Source organism: Jeongeupia sp. HS-3 (assembly GCF_015140455.1).
GTDB lineage: Bacteria > Pseudomonadota > Gammaproteobacteria > Burkholderiales > Chitinibacteraceae > Jeongeupia.
Genome location: NZ_AP024094.1, coordinates 2,403,906 through 2,428,523 on the forward strand (window position 1 = coordinate 2,403,906; position 24,618 = coordinate 2,428,523).

The following is a 24,618-nucleotide window of genomic DNA, read 5'->3' on the forward strand; positions in this document are numbered from 1 at the left end:
TCTGCATGGGGACAGACCAAGCTGATGCTCCGGGCCGGGATCAAACTCGCAAAACAAACCGATATTAGCGTCGCAGCCATCGGGCCGGGCCTCGGACAAAGCGACGTCGCCGCAGACCTATTGCGCAGTTTGCTGGACAGCAAACTGCCCTTGCTGCTTGATGCCGACGCACTCAACCTGCTCGCACAATCACCCGCATTGCAAAGTCGACTCCAGCAACGCCAAGCACCATCCATCATCACACCTCACCCAGCAGAAGCCGCACGACTGCTAGGGGTCGAGACTAGGCAAGTTCAACAAGACCGACTTACCGCCGCACAGCTGCTTATCGCACAATTTCGCTGCACCATCGTACTAAAAGGTTCGGGGACGATTTGTGGTAATGAGCAAGGTTTGAGTATCAATGCCTCAGGCAACGGCGCCCTGGCCGCAGCAGGGCAAGGCGATGTACTCAGTGGCCTCATTGCCGCCTTGCTGGTACAAGGGCTGGCGCCACTGGAAGCCGCGCAAAGGGGCGTATTTGTACACGGAGTGGCCGCTGATGAATGGCGATGCACCCATCCTAATGGCCTCGGTTTATGTACGAGTGAATTGATCGACCCCATCCGGTTCATTCTGAATCGGTGACTTGCCTTATCAGCGCGATTGATCCGGCGCTTTGCTGCGCGGCGGCCCTTCTGTCGCGCCCTTCTCTTTTGCGCGCATAAAGCAAAACCCCCCTGCAGCATTCTGCAGGGGGGTTTTCTATGGGGAGTCTGGCGATGACCTACTTTCACACGGGAACCCGCACTATCATCGGCGCTGAGTCGTTTCACGGTCCTGTTCGGGATGGGAAGGCGTGGGACCAACTCGCTATGGTCGCCAGACGTAACTGGTGGAGTTACGACTGTATTAGTCATATCTCTGAATTCGATAGAAGAAGTAATGACTCGGGTTTGATATTTACGAGCCTGTCGCATCATACCCGAACCACGCGGTTCAGGTTATAGGATCAAGCCGCACGGGCAATTAGTATCGGTTAGCTTAACGCATTACTGCGCTTCCACACCCGACCTATCAACGTGGTGGTCTTCCACGACCCTTTAGAAGGCTCAAGGCCTTAGGGAAATCTCATCTCGAGGCTAGTTTCGCGCTTAGATGCTTTCAGCGCTTATCTATTCCGCATTTAGCTACCCGGCGATACCACTGGCGTGATAACCGGTACACCAGAGATGCGTCCACTCCGGTCCTCTCGTACTAGGAGCAGCCCCCCTCAAATTTCCAACGCCCACTGCAGATAGGGACCAAACTGTCTCACGACGTTTTGAACCCAGCTCACGTACCACTTTAAATGGCGAACAGCCATACCCTTGGGACCGGCTACAGCCCCAGGATGTGATGAGCCGACATCGAGGTGCCAAACTCCGCCGTCGATGTGAACTCTTGGGCGGAATCAGCCTGTTATCCCCGGAGTACCTTTTATCCGTTGAGCGATGGCCCTTCCATACAGAACCACCGGATCACTATGTCCTGCTTTCGCACCTGCTCGACGTGTCAGTCTCGCAGTCAAGCTACCTTGTGCCATTACACTATCAGTACGATGTCCGACCGTACCTAGGTAACCTTCGAGCTCCTCCGTTACACTTTGGGAGGAGACCGCCCCAGTCAAACTGCCTACCATGCACGGTCCCCGATCCGGATAACGGACCAAGGTTAGAACCTCAAAGGGGTCAGGGTGGTATTTCAAGGACGGCTCCACAGAAACTAGCGTCTCTGCTTCAAAGCCTCCCACCTATCCTACACAAACCACTTCAAAGTCCAATGCAAAGCTACAGTAAAGGTTCACGGGGTCTTTCCGTCTAGCAGCGGGGAGATTGCATCTTCACAAACACTTCAACTTCGCTGAGTCTCAGGAGGAGACAGTGTGGCCATCGTTACGCCATTCGTGCGGGTCGGAACTTACCCGACAAGGAATTTCGCTACCTTAGGACCGTTATAGTTACGGCCGCCGTTTACCGGGGCTTCGATCAAGAGCTTGCACCCCATCAATTAACCTTCCGGCACCGGGCAGGCGTCACACCCTATACGTCCACTTTCGTGTTAGCAGAGTGCTGTGTTTTTGATAAACAGTCGCAGCCACCTTTTCACTGCAACCTCTTCACGCTCCACGAGCAAGTCGCTTCACGCTACAGAGGCACACCTTCTCCCGAAGTTACGGTGTCAATTTGCCGAGTTCCTTCTCCTGAGTTCTCTCAAGCACCTTAGAATTCTCATCCTGCCCACCAGTGTCGGTTTGCGGTACGGTCAATTCTGAGCTGAAGCTTAGTGGCTTTTCCTGGAAGCATAGGATCAATCACTTCAGTGCCAATGGCACCTCGTCATCACGCCTCAGTGTTAACAGGGATCCGGATTTGCCTAAATCCCCCACCTACACGCTTAAACCACCTATTCCAACAGATGGCTGACCTACCTTTCTCCGTCCCCACATCGCACTCAGAATCGGTACAGGAATATTAACCTGTTGTCCATCGACTACGCTTTTCAGCCTCGCCTTAGGGGCCGACTCACCCTACGCCGATTAACGTTGCGTAGGAAACCTTGGGCTTTCGGTGAACGGGCTTTTCACCCGTTTTAACGCTACTCATGTCAGCATTCGCACTTCCGATACCTCCAGCAGCCTTCTCAAGCCACCTTCACAGGCTTACGGAACGCTCCCCTACCATATGTACTTACGTACATATCCGCGTCTTCGGTTATCAATTTGAGCCCCGTTACATCTTCCGCGCAGGACGACTCGACCAGTGAGCTATTACGCTTTCTTTAAATGATGGCTGCTTCTAAGCCAACATCCTGGCTGTCTATGCCTTCCCACCTCGTTTTCCACTTAATTGATCATTTGGGACCTTAGACGGCGGTCTGGGTTGTTTCCCTCTTGACACCGGACGTTAGCACCCGATGTCTGTCTCCCAAGCTCGCACTTAACGGTATTCAGAGTTTGCAATGGTTTGGTAAGTCGCGATGACCCCCTAGCCATAACAGTGCTTTACCCCCGTTAGTGATACTTGAGGCACTACCTAAATAGTTTTCGGGGAGAACCAGCTATTTCCAAGTTTGTTTAGCCTTTCACCCCTATCCACAGCTCATCCCCTAATTTTGCAACATTAGTGGGTTCGGACCTCCAGTGCGTGTTACCGCACCTTCATCCTGGCCATGGATAGATCACTTGGTTTCGGGTCTACGCCCAGCAACTAATCGCCCTATTCGGACTCGGTTTCCCTGCGCCTCCCCTATTCGGTTAAGCTTGCTACTGAACGTAAGTCGCTGACCCATTATACAAAAGGTACGCAGTCACGGAACAAGTCCGCTCCCACTGTTTGTATGCATCCGGTTTCAGGATCTATTTCACTCCCCTCCCGGGGTTCTTTTCGCCTTTCCCTCACGGTACTGGTTCACTATCGGTCGATTACGAGTATTTAGCCTTGGAGGATGGTCCCCCCATCTTCGGACAGGATTTCTCGTGTCCCGCCTTACTTGTCGTACGCTTAGTACCACGTTTATCTTTTCGCATACGGGGCTATCACCCACTATTGCCGGACTTTCCATTCCGTTCTGCTAAGACAATCGCTATCACGTACAGGCTCTTCCCATTTCGCTCGCCACTACTTTGGGAATCTCGGTTGATTTCTTTTCCTCCGGCTACTTAGATGTTTCAGTTCGCCGGGTTCGCTTCACATGACCTATGTATTCAGTCATGGATACACCAAAAGGTGTGGGTTCCCCCATTCGGATATCTGCGGATCAAAGCTCGTTTGCCAGCTCCCCGCAGCTTTTCGCAGGCTGCCGCGTCCTTCATCGCCTGTAATCGCCAAGGCATCCACCAGATGCACTTATTCGCTTGATCCTATAACCTCAAACGCGTAGTTCAAGATTACAGTTATGTTTGCGACTCGAATTCAAAGTTCTCGAATTCAAAACTCGATGCAATCAAACCCATTCATTACTGAATAAATCTGAGTCTTACTTCTTCTATCTTGTTAAAGAGCGATACAGAGAATAAATTCTCGTCCAACTGAAGCAGTCAGAACTAAAATTGCTACACCAACATCAGCAAACTTAGTTCTGAAAACTAAAATGGTGGAGGCAGACGGGATCGAACCGACGACCCTCTGCTTGCAAAGCAGATGCTCTCCCAACTGAGCTATGCCCCCATCGGATCAAACTGTCTTGTCATTCACTAAAAAAGCAAATGGTGGGTCAAGCTGGAATCGAACCAGCGACCCCCGCCTTATCAAGACGGTGCTCTAACCGACTGAGCTACTGACCCAGTTCTCCGTATCTCTAACCTACAGCCGATGAGTGTGAATGCTTAATGAGGCATTATCTTTAAAGGAGGTGATCCAGCCGCAGGTTCCCCTACGGCTACCTTGTTACGACTTCACCCCAGTCATGAATCCTACCGTGGTAACCGGCCTCCCGAGGGTTAGCCTAGCTACTTCTGGTAAAACCCACTCCCATGGTGTGACGGGCGGTGTGTACAAGGCCCGGGAACGTATTCACCGCGACATGCTGATCCGCGATTACTAGCGATTCCGACTTCACGCAGTCGAGTTGCAGACTGCGATCCGGACTACGATTGGTTTTCTGAGATTGGCTCCACCTCGCGGCTTCGCGACCCTCTGTACCAACCATTGTATGACGTGTGAAGCCCTGGTCATAAGGGCCATGAGGACTTGACGTCATCCCCACCTTCCTCCGGTTTGTCACCGGCAGTCCCATTAAAGTGCTCAACTGAATGGTAGCAACTAATGGCAAGGGTTGCGCTCGTTGCGGGACTTAACCCAACATCTCACGACACGAGCTGACGACAGCCATGCAGCACCTGTGTTCTAGCTCCTTACGGCACTCCCAAATCTCTTCGGGATTCTAGACATGTCAAGACCAGGTAAGGTTTTTCGCGTTGCATCGAATTAATCCACATCATCCACCGCTTGTGCGGGCCCCCGTCAATTCCTTTGAGTTTTAACCTTGCGGCCGTACTCCCCAGGCGGTCTACTTCCCGCGTTAGCTGCGTTACTAAGCTCCGAAAAGCCCAACAACTAGTAGACATCGTTTAGGGCGTGGACTACCAGGGTATCTAATCCTGTTTGCTCCCCACGCTTTCGTCCATGAGTGTCAGTATCAGCCCAGGGGGTTGCCTTCGCCATCGGTGTTCCTCCGCATATCTACGCATTTCACTGCTACACGCGGAATTCCACCCCCCTCTGCCGTACTCTAGCGAGCCAGTCATCAATGCAGTTCCCAGGTTGAGCCCGGGGCTTTCACATCGATCTTAACAAGCCACCTGCGGACGCTTTACGCCCAGTAATTCCGATTAACGCTTGGACCCTACGTATTACCGCGGCTGCTGGCACGTAGTTAGCCGGTCCTTATTCTTCAGGTACTGTCATCCCCGACCCGTATTAGGGGCCAGGATTTCCTCCCTGACAAAAGGGCTTTACAACCCGAAGGCCTTCTTCACCCACGCGGCATTGCTGGATCAGGCTTTCGCCCATTGTCCAAGATTCCCCACTGCTGCCTCCCGTAGGAGTCTGGGCCGTGTCTCAGTCCCAGTGTGGCGGGTCGTCCTCTCAGACCCGCTACTGATCGTTGCCTTGGTAGGCTTTTACCCTACCAACTAGCTAATCAGGCATCGGCCGCTCCAATAACGTGAGGTCTTGCGATCCCCCACTTTCCCCCTCAGGGCGTATGCGGTATTAGCTTGCCTTTCGGCAGGTTATCCCCCATTACTGGGCACGTTCCGATGTATTACTCACCCGTTCGCCACTAACTTGAGGAGCAAGCCCCTCAAATCCGTTCGACTTGCATGTGTAAAGCATGCCGCCAGCGTTCAATCTGAGCCAGGATCAAACTCTTTCGTTTAATCACTGAATAATTGCGCACTTGCGTTAACTCAAAAAAACTCACCCAACCACCGAAGCGGTCAGATTTACTTTCTATCATCTAAGTGCAAGTACTTGATGCACCCATCAAGCACTCACACTCATCGGCTGTAATTTGTTAAAGATCGCTTGCTTCTGAACACTTCGCTCGGTAAACTCGGCGGGTTTCGCTTCGTTTCTTTCGCTGCGTCATCAGCAGAGAACGCAACTTTAAGCACTTCCCTCTCCTGCGTCAACACCCCCTCGCAACAAATTCGCAACCAAGGCGCTAAGCCACTGATCGGACAGCGAATTTTTACTGCACCCAAATCCCACTCTTTCGCACTACCCGGCAAACCCCACCGCCAAAGCTGACAAAACAAGACCAATGGCATAAAAATCGTCAGCATTCGGCCGGATAGCGGGCGGTTTGCGGCGGCAGCCGTCCTATCAGCGGCGCCAAAAAGCCAACGGGCGGCCCGAAAGGCCGCCCGTTTTACGTTCAATATCGAAATCGATGCACCCAGACAGTCGGCCAGTGCAGAAATGACGACGCCACCCGAAGGTGGCGTTGTGATGACTTTACATATGTATATATGCGCTTCAGTCGTGGCCGCGATTGCTGCCGGCGATCAGCTTGAACTCAAGCAAGCGGCACTCAAGCGCGCCGTTGAATAGCGGCGTCTTGCGCGACGGGCGCAGACGGATCGCTTTGGCCAGCATCGGGTCGGCGGTAAAGAAGTAAGCGCGCCAACCGGAGAAGCGTTGCTTCAGCACATTGCCCCACTCCGGGTAGGCGGCGAGCAGTTTGTCTTGCTCGTCGAGACGAATCCCGTACGGCGGATTGGTCAGCAGCAAACCTGCGGCCGCTGGCGCCTTGGCGTCGAGCATATTGAGTTGCTTCAGGCTCACCGCATCATCAAGCTTGGCTGCGGCGAGGTTTGCCTGCGCATGCAGCAGTGCGGTCGACGAGACATCGCTACCGCTGATCTGCAACGGCAGATCGTTGCGCTCGGCGTTTTTAGCCTCAAGGCGTAGCGCCTGCCAGGCCTGGTCGTCGTGTTGACGCAGATACTGGAACGCAAACGTGCGGCGGCTGCCTGGTGCGATATTGCGTGCCTTCAGCGCGGCTTCGATCAGAAAGGTGCCCGAGCCGCACATGGGGTCATACAAAGGCTCATCGATTTGCCAGCCGCACAAGGCCAAGATGCCGGCGGCCAGGTTTTCTCGCAGCGGCGCTTCGACCGATTCGACTCGATAGCCACGCTTGAATAGTGCTTCGCCCGAGGTATCCAGATAAATCGTCGCCACACTGTCGGTCAGGTACAGCTGGATACGCATGTCCGGCTCCTGCGTATCCACCGATGGCCGGGTATTGTCGATCTGGCGGAAACGATCGCAGATCGCATCCTTGACCTTGAGCGCGGCGAGATTGGTACTGCGCAGCGGGCTCTTCACCGCGGTGACGCCGACCTTGATGGTTTTGTCGACACTGAACAGCGCCGGCCAATCGATTTTCATCGCCAGACGATAGAGATCGTCTTCGCGCACGTAGGCGCGCTCTTCAAGCTTCCACAGAATCCGGCTGGCGATGCGCGAATGCAGATTGGCGCGCATCAGTAGCGGCCAGGTGCCGCCGAAGGTCGCCCCCCCATCGGTCGGGCTGACGGCGCTCGCCCCCAACTCGGTCAGCTCAGAAGCAAGAACGCCTTCAAGACCACGCGGGCAGGAAGCAAAAAAACTGAACAGTTGCACGGTCAAACTCCGGTAGCGGTTTCAAGAGCACGTTCGGCGATGCGACGACGCGTTTGCATGATCAGCGGTGCCCAGGTCTGGCCGGGCTGCTTCTTGCGCGTCGTCAGTGTCAGCTCGGACGGGCCGTAGACGTTGGTGTTGTGGGTCAGCGGCGTGGTGATCAGATACTGCGCCTGCGTGGCCTTGAGGAAGCCGCCGACGCGGTCGATGTTGAAGATGTCCAGATGCGCGAACGGTTCGTCGATGAACACGAAGCCCGAGGTATTGGCGTCGTCCATCATCAGTCCGATCAGGAGGATCAGCGATTTCATCACCTGCTGGCCGCCCGAGGCTTCGCCATCGTTCAGGCCCATCATGCCCTTCTGGTCGAAGTTGAAGCGCGCGGTCAACCCGGCCTGGGCCAGCACGGTGTCATCGTTTTCCAGATGCGGAGTATCGAGTTCGACATCAATCCCCGCCAGCTCACCCAGCCGTTTGACGTTGCGACCATAGGCACGCACCGTCGCGCGCAACTTGTTGATATAGGCGGCGCGGGCATCGTCGGTCAGCTCACGGGTGCGAACCACGTCACGGCGGTGCTGATCGGTATCGCGCTCGATCCCGGCGTAGTCGGCGGCGAGCTTGTCGCGCCGCGCCAGTATCGTTTCGTCGGCTTCCCACTCCTGATTGTCGAGCAGGAAGCGGATGCGATCGATCTCGCGCTGCACGTCCTTGACCGTGTCGTACTTCGCGGCCAGCCGCTGCAAATGCTCGGCGGCGACATATTCGGCCGGCAACTGCTGGCGTGCGGCACGCAGCGAGCGCAGCTGCTTACCAAGGTCATCGCGCTGGCGCGTCAACTGCTCGCGCAACTCGGCGATCTGCTGTTCGAGCTGCTCGCGCTGGCGGCGCTGCGTCTCGTAGGCGATGCGCTGCTCTTCACGTGCATCGCGCAGCCCTTGCCACGCCGACTGCGCCGCAGCCAGGCGCGCGCCGGCGTCTTGCAGCCGCGTTTGCTCATCGTGAAAACGTGCCGCCGCGGCGGCAAATTCATCCTGGCGCGCCGCCAGTTGCACCACCGCCTGCATGCCCATCAAGGCCTGCTGGATACTGCTGATGTCACGCGTCAGCGCGACCAGCCTCGCTTCATCGGCCAGCAGCGCATCGTTGATTTCGCGCAAACGGCGGATGGCATCCACACTGCGCGATTGCCGCGCACCTTCGCCAAAGGCGTAATCGCTGCTGCGCACGCTGATGTCGCGCGCACCGCGGCGTTCCTTGTGGAAGGCATCGCGGGTGATCCAGTCGCCGTCGAGCTTCTGGCCATGCGCGACCGAATCGGCGCGCTGGGTGCGGTTGAGCAGACCGGCCAGCCAGTCCGGCACGTCCGCGTTGAAATCGACGACCTCAAGCATGCTGTTTGTGCGCGCACGCGGCACCGGCTCGCGGTCGGGGACAATGAAGTGCCGGTAGCGCAGCTGTTGCGCCAGCTCCCACGCACGTTGTTTGTCGCTGCTGCGGTTGAGCAGGATGATGTGGCGCGACGGCCCAAGCAGCGCCTCGACCGCCTCCTGCCACTGCGGATCGCGCACTTCGACGATCTCGGTCAGCAGCTGGTGCGGGATCGATGCCTGGTCGAGCGCAGCGCGCATATTGCGGACGAAATCGGGTTGCGGTGCACGGCCCGATTGCAGCATGGTCTGCGTATCGGTCAGCGTCTGCCGCTCGATCTTGGCTTGCTTGATCGCCAGACGCACCGCACCTTCTTCATCCTTGAGCGCGGCGAGCTTGTCGTTCAGCGCGACCGCGTCGGCACCGTCCTCGGCCTCGGCCAGCCGGCGCAGACGGTCGGCCTCCTGCAGCAGCTTCTCGGTATCGCGCGCGGCGTCACGAGCGGCCTGGAATTCGGCATAGGCCGCGTCATTCTCGGCCTGCGCCGCGCGTTCGACGTCACGCGAACCGGCAAGACTGGTTTCCAGCTCGCGGTAGCCGACATCCAGCGTCGCCAGTGCCTGCAGTCGCTCGCGCAGCACGCGATGCGCCCCCCGCCACTGATCATGCTGGCCGCGCAACGTGCCCCATTGTTCGACATAGCGCAGCGCCGGCACCACACGGCTTTCCAGCCGGACGGCGTTTTCCTGCAGCGTGCGCCATTCGAGGTGATTGTTGGCGCGCAGCTTGAGCCGCTCGACATCGAGCCCGAGCTGGCTGGCCTGCTGCTCCATCTTGCCCAGCTCGTCCTCGGCCTCGGTCAGGCGCAGCTTGGCTTCCTGGTAGTAATCGAGCACCTGCTTGTCGCCGAACACCTGAAACACCAGATCCAGCAGCGTTTTCGGGCTGTATTCGCACAACTTGTCGGTATCGCCCTGCTCCAGCGCCAGCACCTCGGCAATCGCCGGCGTCAGCCCGGCCGACTCCAGCCGGCGGCGGTATTCATTCACGCCGATCCAGTTCAACAGCGACTCGGTGCCCGGCACCAGTTCGATCCGGCCATCGGCGATCGCGTACTGGCGCACCCAGTCACCGCCTTGCTTCTTGATCCGGCAAAACAGCGTGATTTCGTCGGCGGTGGCCGGGAAAAACAGCGTCGGAAACAGCCCGCCGGCTTCACGGCGTGGATTGCTCACCACGCAACGTAACCAGGCGATGTTTTCCTTGTTGTTGCGCACATAGCGCTTGTAATCGCGCCGACCGGAACATTTGAGCCCCAGCAGCGTGCGCAGTGCATCCAGCAGGGTGGTCTTGCCCGAACCGTTCGGGCCAACGACGGTCACGATCTGGGCATCCAGTGGCACCTTGATCGCCTGCCAGAAATCCCAATGGACCATTTCGAGTTCGCGAATCTGAAACATCACACTTCCTTGAACACGGTGGGCGATTGCTGCGCAGCCATGCTTTCACTGCGCAACAAGCCATAAATCAGTTGATCGACTTCTCTTTCGCCAATCAGATAGTGCTTTCTCAGCACGCCTTCCTGCGTGAAGCCCAAGCGGCCCCACAATGCGCAGGATGCGTGGTTATCTACCGAGACGGTCGCCCACAGCCGACGATAACCCGCCTCGAATAATTCATTGATCCAGGCCTCAAGCGCCAATACGCCAAAGCCTCGACGGCGATGAGATTCGGCAATATGGACGGACAACTCCACCGTACGCATCGTCGACGAACGCTGGCGGGCACCGATCAGTCCCACGCGCTCGTCGCCATCGCACACGACGCGCAGCAGTTCATGTTCCCGATCCAGTTCGATCGGCGTCGCGCCGTTGACGAGCCGCTCGCCCAACTGCACCAGCGTCGACACGACAAAAGGCATGAAAGCCTGCGCCGATGGCTCGGCACGCAGGCCGGCCCAGAACGGCGCATCCGGCGCTGCCGGCATTCGCAGCGAGATCACTCCAGCACCTCGCCAAGCTCATCCTCGGCATCGACCGCATCAACCGCAATCCGCGTCCCCGACAGCTTGAGCACATCGGCCAGTGCGCCGTTGATGATGCGCGGCGCGAGCTTGCCGTAGTCGATCATCAGGTCGAGCAGCGGCCCTTCCAGGATCATCCGGTTGCGGCGGACGACAAAGCCGAGCTTGGCAAGCTGGCCCAGGTTGGTGGTGAAACGCATCTTGCCGCCAAGCTGGCGACCGAAATCGGCGTAGACCGCATCCTCGGGTACGCCGACCGAGACGTCGTCGCCGTGCGAAATCGGCTTCTCGGCGCCGAACATATCGGTCTGGGTATCGCCGATTTCCTCGGCACGCGAAATCTGCCGTTCGCGCTTGGGCAGCACGATCAGCGCCCACACCACCACCAGCAGCGCGATCGCGTCGCGCGGCAAGCCCATATTGTTCGACAGCCATTGCTCGCCTTCGCCGAACACCCAGTCTTCCATTTCGGGCTTGAGGCCGACGGCGATGTATTCGGCGTACGGGTTTTCCAGCAGATGCAGGCCGACGTCGCCGAGCCGGTGCTCGAGGCTTTCGCGGAAGGCTTCGTCGACCAGCGCGCGCCGCGCCAGCGGGTCGCGACGGGGCAGGAATCGATGCGCCAAGAGGCGCGCGGTCAGAATATTGAGCGCTTGGTCCATGACTTACTCGCTACGCAGCGGCATCAGCCGGCCGCGGGTGATGGTGGCGACTTCCGGATGGTCGAGCAGTTCGACCTCGGCGTCGGTTTCAAGCCGCAAGGGCAGTTTGACGAGATCGGCGACCACGCTTTGCTCCAGCGCCGCATCGGCGTCGCCGAGCAGCGCGAGCAGCGAGAGCCGATACGCGGTTTCATGGTAACTGTCGGCGACCACTGAATCGGTCAGTGACGCGGGCAGACCCAGGCTGGCCAGCGCGGCCAGTTCTTCGTACAGCGCCTCGGCGGCGAGCAGCCGTTCAGCTTCGAGTTCGCCGACCAGCGGCGCGGCGCTCGAGGTCGGCAGCTCGCCCACGTGTGTCGGCGTGCGCACGCGCCCGGTGATTTCAAACTCGGCGATATCGAGCAGTTCGTCACTGGTGGCGAACAGCGGCTCGGGATGAAAACTCAGCAGGCCGTCGGCCAGTGTCGCCAATGCGTCCTGACTCTGGCTGCGCAGCCAGTCGGCGACATTGGTCGAGGTCAGCCCGGATTCGCCCAGATGCACGCGCTGCGCGGCGAGTTCGGACAAACGGCGCTGGAATACCCCGGTGAGCCGCAGCATCCGGCTCTGCGCATAGGCGATCGACTGCGCCAGATTCAGCGCCGGCAGATCGAGCGTGTCGTCGGCGAGCAATTCGCGCATCACCTCGGTCCCTTTCTCGACCCAGCGCCAGACGCTGTCGAGCTTCTCGCGCGCGCTGCGGATGCGGAACTCCGATTGCGATTCGAGCGCCGCCTCGAAATCGGCATACAGCTCGTTCAACCGCGCCAACAGATGCTGCATAGACTCGGACGAAACCTCGCCGACCGCCTGGCCGGCGGCAACCTGTGCGGTCAGGTAGCCGAGCTCGGCGTCCTCGCCGGAGAACTGCGTCAGCGTGGCCACGGCGGCCAGCGCGATCCGCCCCGGTTCGGACACCGCGTACAGCTGCGCATCGCTATCCCAGACCAGCAGATCGTTGTGGCGCAAACGAGCCAGCACGGTTTCCAGCTTCACCGGGTTCAGATAGACAAAATGCGCCTGCAGCTCCTGCGGCGACCAGCGCGGCGCAGCGGCGCGGCTACCGATTTCACGCAGTACCAACAGGCGCACCAGGACTTCGTCCTCGCCGCCGCGAAACAGCGTGATGAAGGCGTTGAGTACATTGCGCGCACGCAACAAGCCGGCGAGCGGGCCAAGATCGGCCGGCACAAAGCCGGGGGCAAAAAAATCGTCGAGCGTCGATTCCATCGGATTCGTTCTACGGGTCTCGTTCTAGATCCGGGCGGCAGCGGCAGTCCGCGCGGCATCAAGCCGGGTGGTCAGCGCGCCGTCGGCGGCAAATTTTCGCGCAAAAAGCGCATCGGTATTCAGCAGATCGGGCAGGTCGGCGTCGGTCAGCGTTGCCGGCGACCATGCGCCGGGTGACCAGAGCAGATAACGCAAGGAATCGCGGCACAGCCGCTCAGCCAACGGCGTATGCATCAGCATGGTCTGCACGACCATCTCGTCGGGCACCAGCGTACTGCGGAAAAAATCGATGACTTCCGGGTGCTCATCACACAAGTGCAGCAGCGCATCGACGGCGGCGGCGGACAACATCCACCACTGCGAGCCGGCCCAGACCGCACGCAGCGGCGCCGGCAGGCGTCGGCACAGGCCGATTTTTGCCAGCCCGCGCTGGGCTTTCTGCAGAATCCGCCCCGGCAGACGGCCGTTGAAGCGCTCGGGATGCCATGCCTGCCAGCGATAGCCAACGTCGAATTCGGCCGTATCGCGCACATCCAGATAGCCGAGCGCCTCGCCACTTTGCAGCCGAGCAACGATCTCGTCGTGGGATTTGAGCGGGTAATCGGCGCCGGAGAGCAGCACCTGCCAGTCGCAACCGTCGGCACGCGCCGCGCGCATCAAGTCCAAGGTGGCGGCAACGAGCGAAAAACCGCCCCAGCGACAGGGCCGCCGGGTCATCCAGCGCACCCCGTCCGGTGCCGTGGCCCACATCGCGGCGAACACCTCGGCAGGCGTACTCGCATCGACATGGACGTAAATGCAGACGCCCGGCGCGTTAAGCCGGGCGATCAGCCGCGCCAGCTGGGCCGGCGCGGCATGGGCGAGAATCAGATAGGCCAACCGCATTGCGGTGGGTCAGTCCTCATCACCATCAAATTGCTCCAGCGCACCGGCCTCGGACTCGGTCAACACCGGCTGGGGTGTCGGCTCCAGCTCGGCCAGCGCGGCCGGACGCACGGCGTCAAGGTAATCCATGATCGCGTAGGTCAGCTCACGGGTGTTCTCGCCGGTCAGGCCGGAGATGGTGAACACGCGCAGCGCCTTCGGGTCGAACACGTATTCGTTTTCCGGCGCACTCCAGCCATAAGCAGCGAGGAAGTCGGCGACGCGCTGTTCGCGCTCGTCTTCCGGAACCATGTCGAGCTTGTTCAGCACCAGCCAGCGCGGCTTGTTGTAGAGGTCTTCGTCGTACTTGCGCAGCTCCTCGACAATGGCCTTCGCCTCCCGCACCGGATCGACATCCGGATCGAACGGCGCCAGATCCACCAGATGCAGCAGCACCCGGGTGCGCGCCAGATGCTTGAGGAAGCGATGCCCCAGGCCCGCGCCTTCGGCCGCACCTTCGATCAGGCCCGGAATATCGGCGATCACGAAGCTGCGGTTTTCGTCGATACGCACCACCCCCAGATTCGGGTGCAAGGTCGTGAACGGATAGTCGGCAATTTTCGGCCGCGCCGCCGAAACGCTGGCGATAAAGGTCGACTTGCCGGCGTTGGGCATCCCCAGCAGACCGACGTCGGCGAGCACCTTGAGCTCCAGCTTCAGTTCGCGACGCTCGCCTTCCTCGCCCGACGTGGTCTGGCGCGGTGCACGGTTGATCGAACTCTTGAAGTGGATATTGCCCCAGCCGCCCTTGCCACCCTTGGCCAGACAGATGCACTCGCCATCGTGGGCCAGGTCGGCGACGGTTTCACCCGTCTCGACGTCAACGATCAGCGTACCGACCGGGAAGCGCAGCGTGACATCGTCACCGGCGGCGCCGTAGCAGTCGGCACCACGGCCGGACTCCCCGTCGCGCGCCTTGTACTTCTTGACGAAGCGGTAATCGACCAGCGTGTTGATATTCTGATCGGCCACGGCCCAGATCGTGCCGCCCTTGCCGCCGTCGCCGCCGTCCGGGCCGCCGCGTGGAATGAACTTCTCCCGGCGCATGCTTGCCGAGCCCTTGCCACCCTTGCCGGCGATAACTTCGATTTTTGCTTCGTCAATAAATTTCATGATGCTCTGTCCAGAAGCGAAAAAAGCCCTATCCCGCAGGATAGGGCTTTTTGATCGCGAATAGCGAAGCTTACGCTTCTTCGCCGGTGTACGGCAGTACGATCACGGTGCGACGCTTGGCGGCACCCTTGACTGCGTACTTGACGTAACCGTCAACGAGGGCAAACAAGGTGTGATCCTTGCCGATGCCGACGTTATCGCCCGGGTGAAATTCGGTACCGCGCTGACGCACGATGATCGAACCTGCCGGAATCAGCTCGCCGCCATATACCTTGATGCCAAGGCGCTTGGCCTGTGAGTCGCGGCCGTTACGTGAACTACCGCCAGCTTTTTTGTGTGCCATGGTAAGTCAGCTCCTGATTACGCGTCGATCGAATCGATGCGGATTTCGGTGTAGTTCTGGCGGTGGCCCTGACGCTTCTGGTAGTGCTTACGACGGCGCATTTTGAAGATGCGAACCTTGTCGTGGCGACCTTGCGAAATGATCGTTGCCTTGACGGTAGCGCCAGCCACAAGGGGCGCGCCAATCGTCACTGCTTCACCGTTTGCCACCATCAATACTTCATTCAGTACGATTTGGCTGTCGATGTCTGCAGTGATCTGTTCTACTTTAAGTTTTTCGCCGATAGCAACTTTGTACTGCTTGCCACCGGTTTTTACGACTGCATAAGACATAACAAGCTCCTGAGAGTTTGTGCTCAAAAAACGCCCTACCCGAAGGCAAAACGATCCCCATCCACTACGGGGAACCCGGGATCATAGTGGCAACTTGCTTGTGAGTCAAACACTTAGCGCAAGCCAGGCGGCAAAAACACGCTTTCATGCTAAGATCGCCGGCTTCATGAAATAGACGGCAGGACGAGACCAGCGTGTCGCTTTCGTTCGTACAATCGGTCATCGGTGCAGAAATGCAGGCGGTTGACCAACTCATTCGACAACGACTCCACTCCGACGTTGCCCTGGTCAGCCAGGTCGCCGAGTACATCGTTGCCTCCGGTGGCAAGCGCTTGCGGCCGATGATCGTGCTGCTCTCGGCACGCGCGCTCGGCTATCGGGGCGAGTATCACCGCGAGCTTGCCGCGGTAATCGAGTTCATCCACACCGCCACCTTGCTGCACGATGATGTCGTCGACGAATCGGCGCTACGCCGTGGCCGCGACACCGCGAATGCGCTGTTCGGCAATGCCGCTAGCGTGCTGGTCGGCGACTTCCTCTACAGCCGCGCCTTCCAGATGATGGTCAACTGCGGCTCGATGCGCATCATGCAAACGCTTGCCGACGCCACCAACGTCATTGCCGAAGGCGAGGTGCTGCAGCTGATGAATATCGGCAATGTGGATCTGGATGAAGCCGGCTACGTTCGCGTCATCCAGTACAAAACCGCCAAACTATTCGAAGCCGCGGCACGGCTCGGCGCCATCCTCAACAACGCCCCCGCCGAGGTCGAGGACAAGCTCGCCCGCTACGGCATGCACCTGGGCACGGCCTTCCAGATCATCGATGACGTGCTCGATTATTCGGGCAAGCAGGACGAGATCGGCAAGAGTCTTGGCGACGACCTCGCCGAAGGCAAGGCCACGCTGCCACTGATCTACGCAATGCGTCATGGCACGCCCGAACATGCCAATGCGGTGCGCCAGGCGTTGACGCAAGCCGATCGATCGCTGCTGCCGCAAGTGCTGACCGCGGTGCATGCCTCCGGCGCACTCGACTATGCTCGGGATATCGCCAAGAGCGAAGCCGGCCTGGCCCGCGCCCTGCTCGCCGAACTGCCCGACAACGACGACCGCCGCGCGCTCGAAGCGCTGGCCGAATTGGCCGTCGCCCGCAATAGCTGACAACGGTTACAAAACGCCTTGACAGCGCCAATAGTGCTTACGATAATGGCGCTCTCTTTCGAGATCGGGGTGTAGCTTAGCCTGGTAGAGCGCTACGTTCGGGACGTAGAGGCCGGAGGTTCGAATCCTCTCACCCCGACCAGGAATTCCCTACAAAAACAGCGGGTTATCTAACCCGCTGTTTTTGTTTTTGGGCGCCAGCAGTGGCAAATCAGTGGCAATTGCCACCCGGTTTGCCGTCGAAAAAAAGTTCGCCGGTCGTTCTCAGGCACTTTTCGGCAAACCACGCGCCCAGCGACAAATCATGGTCGCTCGTTCGACATATACCGTGCTCCGCAACCAATAGGAGCATGGACATGGCGTCCATTGAGAACCGCTCGCACCACGAAGTCTCGGTCAAGCACCGCGATGACCTGACCCAAGCCTTTGCCTGCAACGCCAAGAAAAAGGCCGAGGAATACCACCAGTCCCTGAAGGCCCAAGGGTTCAAGCCCAAGTTGTCCCGCCTGGACAACTACTACGCTATCCGCGACCGCAGCGTCTCACGCCCGGAACAGACGCTGTACGCCCACAGCAAGGCCGAGGCTGAGACCATCAAGGCGCGCCTCGAAAGCGAGCAAAAGCAGGGGCTCTTCATCGACTATGCCCAAGGCTACAAGAACACCCTCGCAGACCTCCTGATTCGCTATCTGCGCGAGGAAGCGCCGCGCCACAAGAGCTTCGAGGTCGTCGCATACAAAATCAATGCCCTGCTCGAAGACGCCGGTCTGCCACGACAAGACATCGGACGAATCGTTGCCGAGCATCCGAACCCGCACCCCAGGGTCAAGGCGATGAAAATCCGTCAGGCGACGGGCACACGGACAGGAGCACCCTCCGAAGCCAGCAAGTTCATCCGCAAAGGTTTTGCCGCCATCGTGCCGGACGACTTCACCGATTACATCGATGAGCGCGGCTCGGTCGTTGCCCCGGCCACGGTAGACCGGGAAATCGACATCTTTTCTGCGGTTTGCCGCATTGCCATCGACACTTGGCGCATCCACATTGTCGAGTTCGATGCGGCTTCCAATGAACTCGGGCGCCCGACAGCGGTGCAGAAGCCGGCTTGAAGCTGGTCGTCGAGTAACTGGTCGATTCCTCCCCTCGTGAACACCACCTATGACTTAGCCCCAACGCACAAGCCTCACCGTAATCATCGTCCCTTTCAACTCGTATCCCACTAGCGGTGCAGGATGTCGAGCCAGCTCTCGCGCGCCCAGACTTCCTCCCACAGATACGCCGTCGCAAAACCATCGGGGTTCGGCGCATTGCCGGCCCCGCCCTCATTGCCCCTATTGAACGGCAGGAAAGTCGTGGCCGGGCCGGCCAGCCGGGTCGACATCATCACCTCCGACTGGCTCACCGCAAAGTGCACCAGCGCGCCGCCCGGAAAGCCCAGTAGTGGCTCCAGCACACCGCCTTTGGGTTGCGGATGGCGGTCGAAGCGGTACTGGTCCACCGCGTCGTGCACGCTCTGGGTGAAATCGCTCTTCAGCTCCGCCGTGGCCACCGCGATGCCGTTGAGAAACAACACCAGGTCCAGCGCGTCGTGCTGGGCGTTGGGTGAGTGCTTCACCTGCCGCACCACGCGCAGTCGGTTGGCTGCGTACTTGGCCTGAATGGCCGGGTTGATAGCCAGCGCCGGCTTGAACTGTGCCAGTTCCAGTGGTGCCGGCAGCCCCATCCTCCAGTTCCAACGGCTCCGCCGTCTGCACGACATAGGGATACCAGCGGTTGGTAAATCCCAGCACATCACCATCCACCGGCATCAAGTCAAACAACAGGCCGGACTCGCGATGCACCCAGCGGCAGATGACCTCGCTGGCGGCGTCACGCACGAAACCTCGCGCCGCAACCTCTTCTTCCAGACGATAAAAAGCCGCGCGCCCGGCCTCGACCACGGCATCGACATCAACGGTGGCACGTACGCCCTCGGCCAGCGGGTCGGTCAGCAACAAACCGGCCACCGAGCCACCGACGAACACCAGCTGTTCGCGCAAATCGCCCAGCGCCTCGGCGATGCGTCGCAACTGCGGCAGATTAGGGTCATTGGCCCGCATAGGATTCCCCGAGCGTGGCCTTCATCAGGTCTGCCGCCAGCGCGCGCTCGCGCGCACGGCCGGTGCGCAAGGCGTCCAGCAGCGCCAGCAGGCGATGCAGCGCTGGGTCGGCCAAGGCCGCCTGCGGGGCGGTACGGTAGAGCGGAGAAAGCGTCGGCCCCTTGGCGCTGCCCTCGGGGTGCGCCCAGACCGGTGCTTCACCGGGCGCCACACTCAACTGGCTGGCCAGCGGCTCTGTGCCGATGCTCGTGGGCACGCCGCGCTTGACCGGTCCGAGCGTGGCCGGCCACACATAACGTACGCCGTGCTGCACAAATTCGAGCAAGGCAGGCCGCACCGGCTGCCAGCCTTCACGCCCCTGCGACACCGCCAGACCACACGCAACCGCGCGCTTCACACAGGCATGGACCTCCGAGGTGCTCATCGCCAAGGCCTCGCCCAGCGCGGCATAGGTCCAGCGCCGTGGCGGATGCGCCGCCACCTTTAGTAGCACCAACAGGTCTTGAGGTTTGAGTTCCATTGCGTGGCCATATTCGCTATTCGCGAATTGCGAATATGCGTCACCCAAACGGGTTGCGCAAGTAGGAAATGGGCATCACTCCTCGTTTTTCTTGGCGCTTCCAACCGTCACCTGCAGATATTCGAGCTTGAGTCCGAACAGCGTATGCAGTTTCTGTAAATACTCCTGCGTTACTTCATCCAACGGCGCATCGGAGACAACATACAGACTCGCGGGATTTAGGCCTCCTCGTCGATACCCATACTCAAGCAATTGACCCATGGCCTGGCGCACAGCTTCGGCCGCGGTTGCTGCCGGCTTGATTTCGTACAGGTCATAGTGTCCATCACACCTAAGCACCAAAGCATCGGCACGCCCGCCGGTACCGGTTGCGTGCTCAGTGGCTACTGAGCCTGCGTCAGGTTGAGCGCAAAGCTGTCTGTAGAGCTGATTTTGGATGTCGTTGTGCCGTTGCGAAACTGAACGTATTGGAGTCCGTTGCCCCGATAACTGCGGGGCTGAATGCGGCCGGTGGCCCGCTCGAAATGGGAGCTTGCCGTTGGCATCGCGCAACTGGTCGAACACGTACCACGGAAACAGATTGCGGCGCAGCGTATCGCCTGCAAATACGCCACAGCGGTCCAGGTGCGCAGTCAAGGCGGCCGCCTTGGTGGCCCAATTGCCTTCCGGCTCGACAAAGCCGGTGTGCCGCACGAACCACGGAATGACCCGCTGCTGTTTACCCTCATCCACCGTGGTGTGGTAAAGGTCAGGATGGATTGCCGCAAATGCCCGGGCCAATAGCAAGCGAGGCACCTTGGGGAGTTGGCCGTCGCTCCGCCATCCGGTCAGAGTCGATTCCAAGGTCTTGAAGTTGTCGTCACTGCCGCTCTTCCCGACCTCGCAAGTGATGTCGACCAATTGGTCGCGCAAACGGTCCACCACATCGAAAGCAATGACGCCTTGCCCAGCATTGCTAACTGCATTGTCAACGGTTCTCCAAACCAGTTTAAAGAGCGTATCCGAATCATTCTGCGCTATTGCGGTTCGTACTTGCCCTAGCGTTTCGGCGTAGCGCGGTAGCCAATAATCAATCAGTGGGTTGCCCGGTGCGTTGAAGCCTTCGAGAAAGGCGTAGGCCTCGCCATCGAACACTGGGCGGTAAGGAAGATTTGATGGCTTGTTCATGCGAGTTCCACTGTGCTGCGCACGTCGATTTGACCGGTGACGGCGGCGGCGATGAGGGCGCTACGGCGTTCTTTTAGGAGGCTGATGGCACATTCGGCTTCCGCTTCAAGAGCATCAAGTCTGTTGCTTTCATCAACGATTAATTCCGCAAGCTGCACCTGTTCCTTGGGTGGGGGCACAGGGACTTGCAGGGCACGAATATCCTCCACGTTCACTCGCTTGAACGTCGAACCGACCATGATGTTCTTCAACTGCTCAACGACGACGCCAGAGCGAATCACTGATTGCATGAAGTCGCTGGACGAGTCGTCATTCAGCCGTCGCAGCAGGCACACGTCCTGTCCCATTGCAAAGGGCGGATGGCCTTCATCAACCTGAGCCACCTCGCCAACCGTCGCATTGCGGCTGAAGATGAGGTCACTAGGCAAGGGCCGTCGACCACCCTCAATCAGTTGCTCGTAAAAGAGCTGGGTAGTCCGTTTTGCAGCGTCAAGTGAAACGTACTTGGACTGCACTTCTCGGATGCTGGCTAATGGATAGCCTTCATCCACAAACTCCGCTGTGACGTGCTTGCAGTCGGTGACGCTCCAGTACCGCTTCAATGCCGCCACATCCCAATGCGCCGGCACCTCCCCCAGCCACGTCACGCCGGAATCCTTCATCGGCGCATCGGGGTTGAGGCCGCGGGTGGAGCCGTCGTCACCGATGGCTTCCATTGGCAGGAAGGAGACCTCGGTCGCGCGGTCGATGCCGGCGAGCTCAGACTTCGATGGATTGAGCTCGGCAACGAAGCGAAGGCGCTTGATTGACCAGTGCGCCGGCACGTGACCGAGCCAGTCGAGACCGCTCCCTTTGTATTCCCCATACCTCGGCAAACTCATTCCGCCAGCTCCTCGAGCATCTTCATGATGCTGGCCGAGACGGTCTTCAGCTCTTCGTCGATGGCGTGCAGGCTGCGCGGCGGCTCGAACACGTAGAACTGGCGGCTAAACGGAATCTCGTAGCCAACCTTGCTTTTCTCCTCGTCTATCCAGGCATCGGGCGCGTGCGGCAGCACTTCGCGCTCGAAGTAGGCCTGGATGTCATCACTCAGCGGCACGTTCTCGGTGTCGCGCAGCGCGCTGTCGGGCTGCGGCTTGCCTTTCTGCTTGCCCTTTTGGCCGAGCACAATCTGACCGTTTTCATCACGCGCCGGGCGCTCGACGGTGACGGTGGTGTAGCCGAACTCTTCATTCTTGAAGATGCGCGAGATGGGCACGCGCTTCGTCTTGCCGCCTTCGGGCGCCTGCGGCGGCGTGTCGGTATTGGTGACGAGCTGTGGCTCGCCCTGTTGTGCGCCAGCAGCATCGCACACGCTGACGCACTCGGCCTCGGTGAAGTCGCCGAATAGCCGGGTGACAGTGGCGATGTGGTCGTCTGACATTTCCTTGCGCTTGGAGCCGAGGCTTTTGCGTATCTTCTGCCAGAAACTGCTGGCGTCGATGAGCTGCACGTAGCCTTTGCGGTCGTCGGTCTTCTTGTTCGACAGAACCCAAACGTAGGTGGCGATGCCAGTGTTGTAGAACATGTCGGTGGGCAGGCCGACAATGGCTTCGACCAGGTCGTTTTCCAGCACGTAGCGGCGGATTTCGGATTCACCGCTGCCAGCTCCGCCGGTGAACAGTGGCGAACCGTTGAGGACAATGCCGAAGCGGCTGCCGCCATCCTGCGCCGGGCGCATCTTCGAGAGCAGGTGCATCAGGAACAGCATGGAGCCATCGGACACGCGCGGCAGGCCCGGGCCGAAGCGGCCGTCGAAACCCTTGCTCTGGTGTTCGTCGCGCACGGCTTTTTCGACCTTCTTCCACTCGACGCCGAAGGGCGGGTTGGAGAGCATATAGTCGAACTTGCGCCCGCCGTGGCCATCGTCGGACAGCGTGTTGCCGGCGATGATGTTCTCAACCGGCTGGCCCTTGATGAGCATGTCGGCCTTGCAGATGGCGTAGGACTCGTCGTTGAGTTCCTGGCCGTACATGGTCAGGCGTGCCTGCGGGTTGTGCTCGAGCAGGTATTCGCCGGCAATCGACAGCATGCCGCCGGTGCCGGCCGTGGGGTCGTAAATGGTCCGCACCACGGCGTTGCCGGGGCTGAGCACGTCGTCGTCTTCGATGAACAGCAGATTCACCATCAGCCGGATAACTTCGCGCGGGGTGAAGTGCTCCCCGGCGGTCTCGTTGGAGATTTCGGCGAACTTGCGGATGAGTTCCTCAAACACCAGTCCCATGCTGGCGTTGTCGACCACCTCCGGGTGCAGGTCGATATTGGCGAATTTCTCGGTGACGAGATACAGCAGGTTGGCCTTCGCCACCCAAATGGTCGGGGCGCTGGCACGCGTTGAGGCCAAGTCCGGCATTCTACTCCCCCGCCTGTCGGGCCCGTTTCGGTGATTTTTTGCACGACATGGGCGATAGGGCCTTTGCATGGCCACGTTGCTCATCGCCATGAATTGGCGATGGCGGCAGACCTCGATTGCTTGGCAGCGCAGGTGGCCAAGTGCCTCATCTCGTCCATCAATAACCAGCGTAATATTGCCTGTTGTATCGAATACTTCACATAAGCGGCATTATTCTGCCTGCAATTACAGAGACACCGCGCGTATGCCGAGGAGATTCACCATGCCGCACCTGAATCCTGAACCACGCCACGGCACACCAGCCGAACTGGAAACGGCGCTTGGCGAAAATCTGAAATCACTCCGGGTGAATCGCAACCTTGACCAGGTCACGCTGGCAGAACGGGCCGGCATCGGCTTGCGCACCTTGCGTAACCTTGAAAGCGGCAATGGCTCGTCGTTGAGAACGCTTATACTGGTGTTACGTGTCCTCGGCCGCGAGGGCTGGCTGGACACCATTGCACCGGTAGCGACGATTAACCCGTTAATGCTGACCCGAGAGGCCAGGCCGCGCCAGCGGGCAAGCAAGCCAAGGCGAAAGGCGGGCGAATAAGCCGGGCACCAGCGTCATTGGCCGGCCACCTTGGCGCATATGCATTTGCGTGAAGTGTAGAAAACGAAAGCTTTCCGGATACAGACGCTTTTAATACCCCTTCTGGAGACAGATACCGCTTCTCGGCGTTCGTCAGCAACGGACCTCACGAGATGCCCCTCCCGGGAAGCTGAGCGGCTTGAGTGGGAATTCAGTGGCAAATTCAAGGCTACAAAATCAGTGGTAAATCAGTGGCAATTTTCGAGAATTGCCACTGAATCTCGAAGGGAACCACAAGAAGTTGTTATTCGTAACGCACTGTTTTACAATGATTTTTCCCGCAACCCGGGGCACGGATTTTGAAGGGAAAGCGCGTTCGGGACGTAGAGGCCGGAGGTTCGAATCCTCTCACCCCGACCAGATTTCAAAAAAACCGCACAGTTCGCTGTGCGGTTTTTTGTTTTTCCGGCACCCCGTCATGGGCAAATCCAAACAAAAGTCGGTCTCAACACCCGACCCCGCCGTACGGAGGCCAGCCCCTCCCTCTTCGAGCCGACACACGGCTTGAGTTTGCTGCTTACACTGAAATCGATACGTGGCAGCGAATAAAACCGGACCCTCGAGCCGACCACCTAGAGACGCCTCGCACCACCCTACCCAGCCCATGGCCCGGAGGTGCATCATGTCTCACGTCGATTTACCCGATTTCGATACCCTGGCAACGCTGTATCGCCAGGATCCTGGTGCCTTCGAGGCGCTGCGTACTTCGCTGCTGCAACAAGCGCTGGAGCAGGTCGAAGCACCACGCCGGAGCCGGATCGAAGCGCTGCTCAACCGCATCGAAATGCAGCGTCGCCGCGCCAAAAATCCCTTGCACGCCACCGTGATTGCTCATGAAATGATGTGGACCTCGTTTCTGACCATGCGCTACGTGCTCGCCCACGGCGAACGGCCGCAGCACCCGGGCGCCATGGTGCTGCAGTTTCCAACCCGTCAGCAGTTGCATTAGCCGGCCGC

19 protein-coding genes, 3 tRNA genes and 3 rRNA genes are annotated in these 24,618 nt (G+C 59.2%); 6 read left to right on the forward strand and 19 right to left on the reverse strand.

Features of this window, described 5'->3' with window-relative positions; genetic code table 11:
- Positions 1-24 precede the first annotated feature (24 nt).
- A complete protein-coding gene (locus JLC71_RS11500; RefSeq protein ID WP_200915553.1) occupies positions 25-627 on the forward strand; it encodes an NAD(P)H-hydrate dehydratase in 603 nt (200 codons plus the stop codon).
- 126 nt (positions 628-753) lie between these two features.
- Here JLC71_RS11500 and rrf read toward each other — a convergent pair.
- The 14 genes from rrf to rplU all read right to left on the reverse strand — a co-directional run bounded on the left by rrf (position 754) and on the right by rplU (position 15,689).
- Positions 754-866: ribosomal RNA gene (gene rrf / locus JLC71_RS11505) — 5S ribosomal RNA — on the reverse strand.
- A 121-nt stretch (positions 867-987) separates the two neighbouring features.
- A 23S ribosomal RNA gene (locus tag JLC71_RS11510) occupies positions 988-3,880 on the reverse strand.
- Positions 3,881-4,111: 231 nt separating this feature from the next.
- A tRNA-Ala gene (locus tag JLC71_RS11515) sits at positions 4,112-4,187 on the reverse strand.
- Between the two features lie 39 nt (positions 4,188-4,226).
- A tRNA-Ile gene (locus tag JLC71_RS11520) sits at positions 4,227-4,303 on the reverse strand.
- Positions 4,304-4,364: 61 nt separating this feature from the next.
- A 16S ribosomal RNA gene (locus JLC71_RS11525) occupies positions 4,365-5,898 on the reverse strand.
- The 16S, 23S and 5S rRNA genes sit together here with 2 tRNA genes alongside, the layout of an rRNA operon.
- Before the next feature lie 602 nt (positions 5,899-6,500).
- A complete protein-coding gene (locus JLC71_RS11530) occupies positions 6,501-7,652 on the reverse strand; it encodes a THUMP domain-containing class I SAM-dependent RNA methyltransferase (RefSeq protein ID WP_200915554.1) in 1,152 nt (383 codons plus the stop codon).
- A gap of 2 nt (positions 7,653-7,654) precedes the next feature.
- A complete protein-coding gene (locus JLC71_RS11535; RefSeq protein ID WP_200915555.1) occupies positions 7,655-10,483 on the reverse strand; it encodes an AAA family ATPase in 2,829 nt (942 codons plus the stop codon).
- Positions 10,483-11,025 (reverse strand): GNAT family N-acetyltransferase, encoded by a 543-nt coding sequence (locus JLC71_RS11540; RefSeq protein WP_200915556.1) that lies wholly within the window; start codon positions 11,023-11,025, stop codon positions 10,483-10,485. The genes JLC71_RS11535 and JLC71_RS11540 overlap by 1 nt, the downstream gene beginning before the upstream one ends.
- Positions 11,022-11,708: a hypothetical protein gene (locus tag JLC71_RS11545; protein ID WP_200915557.1), complete on the reverse strand. Its 687-nt coding sequence runs from the start codon at positions 11,706-11,708 to the stop codon at positions 11,022-11,024. The genes JLC71_RS11540 and JLC71_RS11545 overlap by 4 nt, the downstream gene beginning before the upstream one ends.
- A gap of 3 nt (positions 11,709-11,711) precedes the next feature.
- The gene (locus JLC71_RS11550; protein ID WP_200915558.1) at positions 11,712-12,977 is read right to left on the reverse strand and encodes a hypothetical protein; all 1,266 of its coding nucleotides are present in this window, start codon (positions 12,975-12,977) and stop codon (positions 11,712-11,714) included.
- A gap of 24 nt (positions 12,978-13,001) precedes the next feature.
- Positions 13,002-13,862 carry a beta-1,6-N-acetylglucosaminyltransferase gene (locus JLC71_RS11555; RefSeq protein ID WP_200915559.1) on the reverse strand — a complete coding sequence of 287 codons (861 nt, stop codon included), beginning with the start codon at positions 13,860-13,862 and terminating at the stop codon, positions 13,002-13,004.
- Positions 13,863-13,871: 9 nt separating this feature from the next.
- Entirely contained in the window at positions 13,872-15,014 is a 1,143-nt protein-coding gene (obgE, locus tag JLC71_RS11560) for a GTPase ObgE (RefSeq protein ID WP_200915560.1), read from the reverse strand.
- Positions 15,015-15,084: 70 nt separating this feature from the next.
- Positions 15,085-15,357, reverse strand: coding sequence for a 50S ribosomal protein L27 (gene rpmA, locus JLC71_RS11565; RefSeq protein WP_200915561.1), 273 nt, complete (start codon positions 15,355-15,357; stop codon positions 15,085-15,087).
- A 17-nt stretch (positions 15,358-15,374) separates the two neighbouring features.
- On the reverse strand, positions 15,375-15,689 hold the full coding sequence (gene rplU / locus JLC71_RS11570) for a 50S ribosomal protein L21 (RefSeq protein ID WP_200915564.1): 315 nt from the start codon (positions 15,687-15,689) through the stop codon (positions 15,375-15,377).
- Positions 15,690-15,922: 233 nt separating this feature from the next.
- Between rplU and JLC71_RS11575 the strand changes: the two genes are divergently transcribed.
- The 3 genes from JLC71_RS11575 to JLC71_RS11585 all read left to right on the forward strand — a co-directional run bounded on the left by JLC71_RS11575 (position 15,923) and on the right by JLC71_RS11585 (position 17,961).
- The gene (locus JLC71_RS11575; protein ID WP_200918346.1) at positions 15,923-16,852 is read left to right on the forward strand and encodes a polyprenyl synthetase family protein; all 930 of its coding nucleotides are present in this window, start codon (positions 15,923-15,925) and stop codon (positions 16,850-16,852) included.
- Between the two features lie 65 nt (positions 16,853-16,917).
- Positions 16,918-16,994 (forward strand) — tRNA-Pro (locus tag JLC71_RS11580).
- Between the two features lie 214 nt (positions 16,995-17,208).
- On the forward strand, positions 17,209-17,961 hold the full coding sequence (locus JLC71_RS11585; protein ID WP_200915566.1) for a hypothetical protein: 753 nt from the start codon (positions 17,209-17,211) through the stop codon (positions 17,959-17,961).
- Between the two features lie 110 nt (positions 17,962-18,071).
- Here JLC71_RS11585 and JLC71_RS11590 read toward each other — a convergent pair whose 3' ends face one another.
- From JLC71_RS11590 to JLC71_RS11610, 5 genes are all read right to left on the reverse strand, one after another.
- On the reverse strand, positions 18,072-18,575 hold the full coding sequence (locus tag JLC71_RS11590) for a type I restriction endonuclease (RefSeq protein ID WP_236250876.1): 504 nt from the start codon (positions 18,573-18,575) through the stop codon (positions 18,072-18,074).
- 362 nt (positions 18,576-18,937) lie between these two features.
- On the reverse strand, positions 18,938-19,471 hold the full coding sequence (locus JLC71_RS11595) for a hypothetical protein (protein WP_200915568.1): 534 nt from the start codon (positions 19,469-19,471) through the stop codon (positions 18,938-18,940).
- Between the two features lie 75 nt (positions 19,472-19,546).
- Positions 19,547-20,638, reverse strand: a complete 1,092-nt coding sequence (locus tag JLC71_RS11600; protein ID WP_200915570.1) for a hypothetical protein — start codon at positions 20,636-20,638, stop codon at positions 19,547-19,549.
- Positions 20,635-21,519, reverse strand: coding sequence for a restriction endonuclease subunit S (locus JLC71_RS11605; protein WP_200915577.1), 885 nt, complete (start codon positions 21,517-21,519; stop codon positions 20,635-20,637). The genes JLC71_RS11600 and JLC71_RS11605 overlap by 4 nt, the downstream gene beginning before the upstream one ends.
- Complete coding sequence (locus tag JLC71_RS11610) at positions 21,516-23,030, reverse strand: HsdM family class I SAM-dependent methyltransferase (RefSeq protein WP_236250877.1); 1,515 nt, start codon at positions 23,028-23,030, stop codon at positions 21,516-21,518. Before JLC71_RS11610 ends, JLC71_RS11605 begins: the two co-directional genes overlap by 4 nt.
- Positions 23,031-23,292: 262 nt before the next feature.
- On the opposite strand from JLC71_RS11610, the gene JLC71_RS11615 reads away from it, so the two are divergent.
- Together JLC71_RS11615 and JLC71_RS11620 are read left to right on the forward strand one after the other, a co-directional pair.
- The gene (locus tag JLC71_RS11615; protein WP_200915579.1) at positions 23,293-23,622 is read left to right on the forward strand and encodes a helix-turn-helix domain-containing protein; all 330 of its coding nucleotides are present in this window, start codon (positions 23,293-23,295) and stop codon (positions 23,620-23,622) included.
- Between the two features lie 661 nt (positions 23,623-24,283).
- A complete protein-coding gene (locus JLC71_RS11620; protein ID WP_200915581.1) occupies positions 24,284-24,610 on the forward strand; it encodes a DUF3135 domain-containing protein in 327 nt (108 codons plus the stop codon).
- Positions 24,611-24,618 lie beyond the last annotated feature (8 nt).

Excerpts from the sequence above, each read along its gene's own strand:
- JLC71_RS11500 (WP_200915553.1), top strand. The coding sequence starts at position 25 with ATGCTCCGGGCCGGGATCAAACTCGCAAAACAAACCGATATTAGCGTC.
- JLC71_RS11535 (WP_200915555.1), bottom strand. The coding sequence starts at position 10,483 with ATGTTTCAGATTCGCGAACTCGAAATGGTCCATTGGGATTTCTGGCAG.
- JLC71_RS11545 (WP_200915557.1), bottom strand. The coding sequence starts at position 11,708 with ATGGACCAAGCGCTCAATATTCTGACCGCGCGCCTCTTGGCGCATCGA.
- JLC71_RS11550 (WP_200915558.1), bottom strand. The coding sequence starts at position 12,977 with ATGGAATCGACGCTCGACGATTTTTTTGCCCCCGGCTTTGTGCCGGCC.
- JLC71_RS11555 (WP_200915559.1), bottom strand. The coding sequence starts at position 13,862 with ATGCGGTTGGCCTATCTGATTCTCGCCCATGCCGCGCCGGCCCAGCTG.
- obgE (WP_200915560.1), bottom strand. The coding sequence starts at position 15,014 with ATGAAATTTATTGACGAAGCAAAAATCGAAGTTATCGCCGGCAAGGGT.
- rpmA (WP_200915561.1), bottom strand. The coding sequence starts at position 15,357 with ATGGCACACAAAAAAGCTGGCGGTAGTTCACGTAACGGCCGCGACTCA.
- rplU (WP_200915564.1), bottom strand. The coding sequence starts at position 15,689 with ATGTCTTATGCAGTCGTAAAAACCGGTGGCAAGCAGTACAAAGTTGCT.
- JLC71_RS11575 (WP_200918346.1), top strand. The coding sequence starts at position 15,923 with ATGCAGGCGGTTGACCAACTCATTCGACAACGACTCCACTCCGACGTT.
- JLC71_RS11585 (WP_200915566.1), top strand. The coding sequence starts at position 17,209 with ATGGCGTCCATTGAGAACCGCTCGCACCACGAAGTCTCGGTCAAGCAC.
- JLC71_RS11590 (WP_236250876.1), bottom strand. The coding sequence starts at position 18,575 with ATGGGGCTGCCGGCACCACTGGAACTGGCACAGTTCAAGCCGGCGCTG.
- JLC71_RS11595 (WP_200915568.1), bottom strand. The coding sequence starts at position 19,471 with ATGGAACTCAAACCTCAAGACCTGTTGGTGCTACTAAAGGTGGCGGCG.
- JLC71_RS11600 (WP_200915570.1), bottom strand. The coding sequence starts at position 20,638 with ATGAACAAGCCATCAAATCTTCCTTACCGCCCAGTGTTCGATGGCGAG.
- JLC71_RS11605 (WP_200915577.1), bottom strand. The coding sequence starts at position 21,519 with ATGAGTTTGCCGAGGTATGGGGAATACAAAGGGAGCGGTCTCGACTGG.
- JLC71_RS11610 (WP_236250877.1), bottom strand. The coding sequence starts at position 23,030 with ATGCCGGACTTGGCCTCAACGCGTGCCAGCGCCCCGACCATTTGGGTG.
- JLC71_RS11615 (WP_200915579.1), top strand. The coding sequence starts at position 23,293 with ATGCCGCACCTGAATCCTGAACCACGCCACGGCACACCAGCCGAACTG.
- JLC71_RS11620 (WP_200915581.1), top strand. The coding sequence starts at position 24,284 with ATGTCTCACGTCGATTTACCCGATTTCGATACCCTGGCAACGCTGTAT.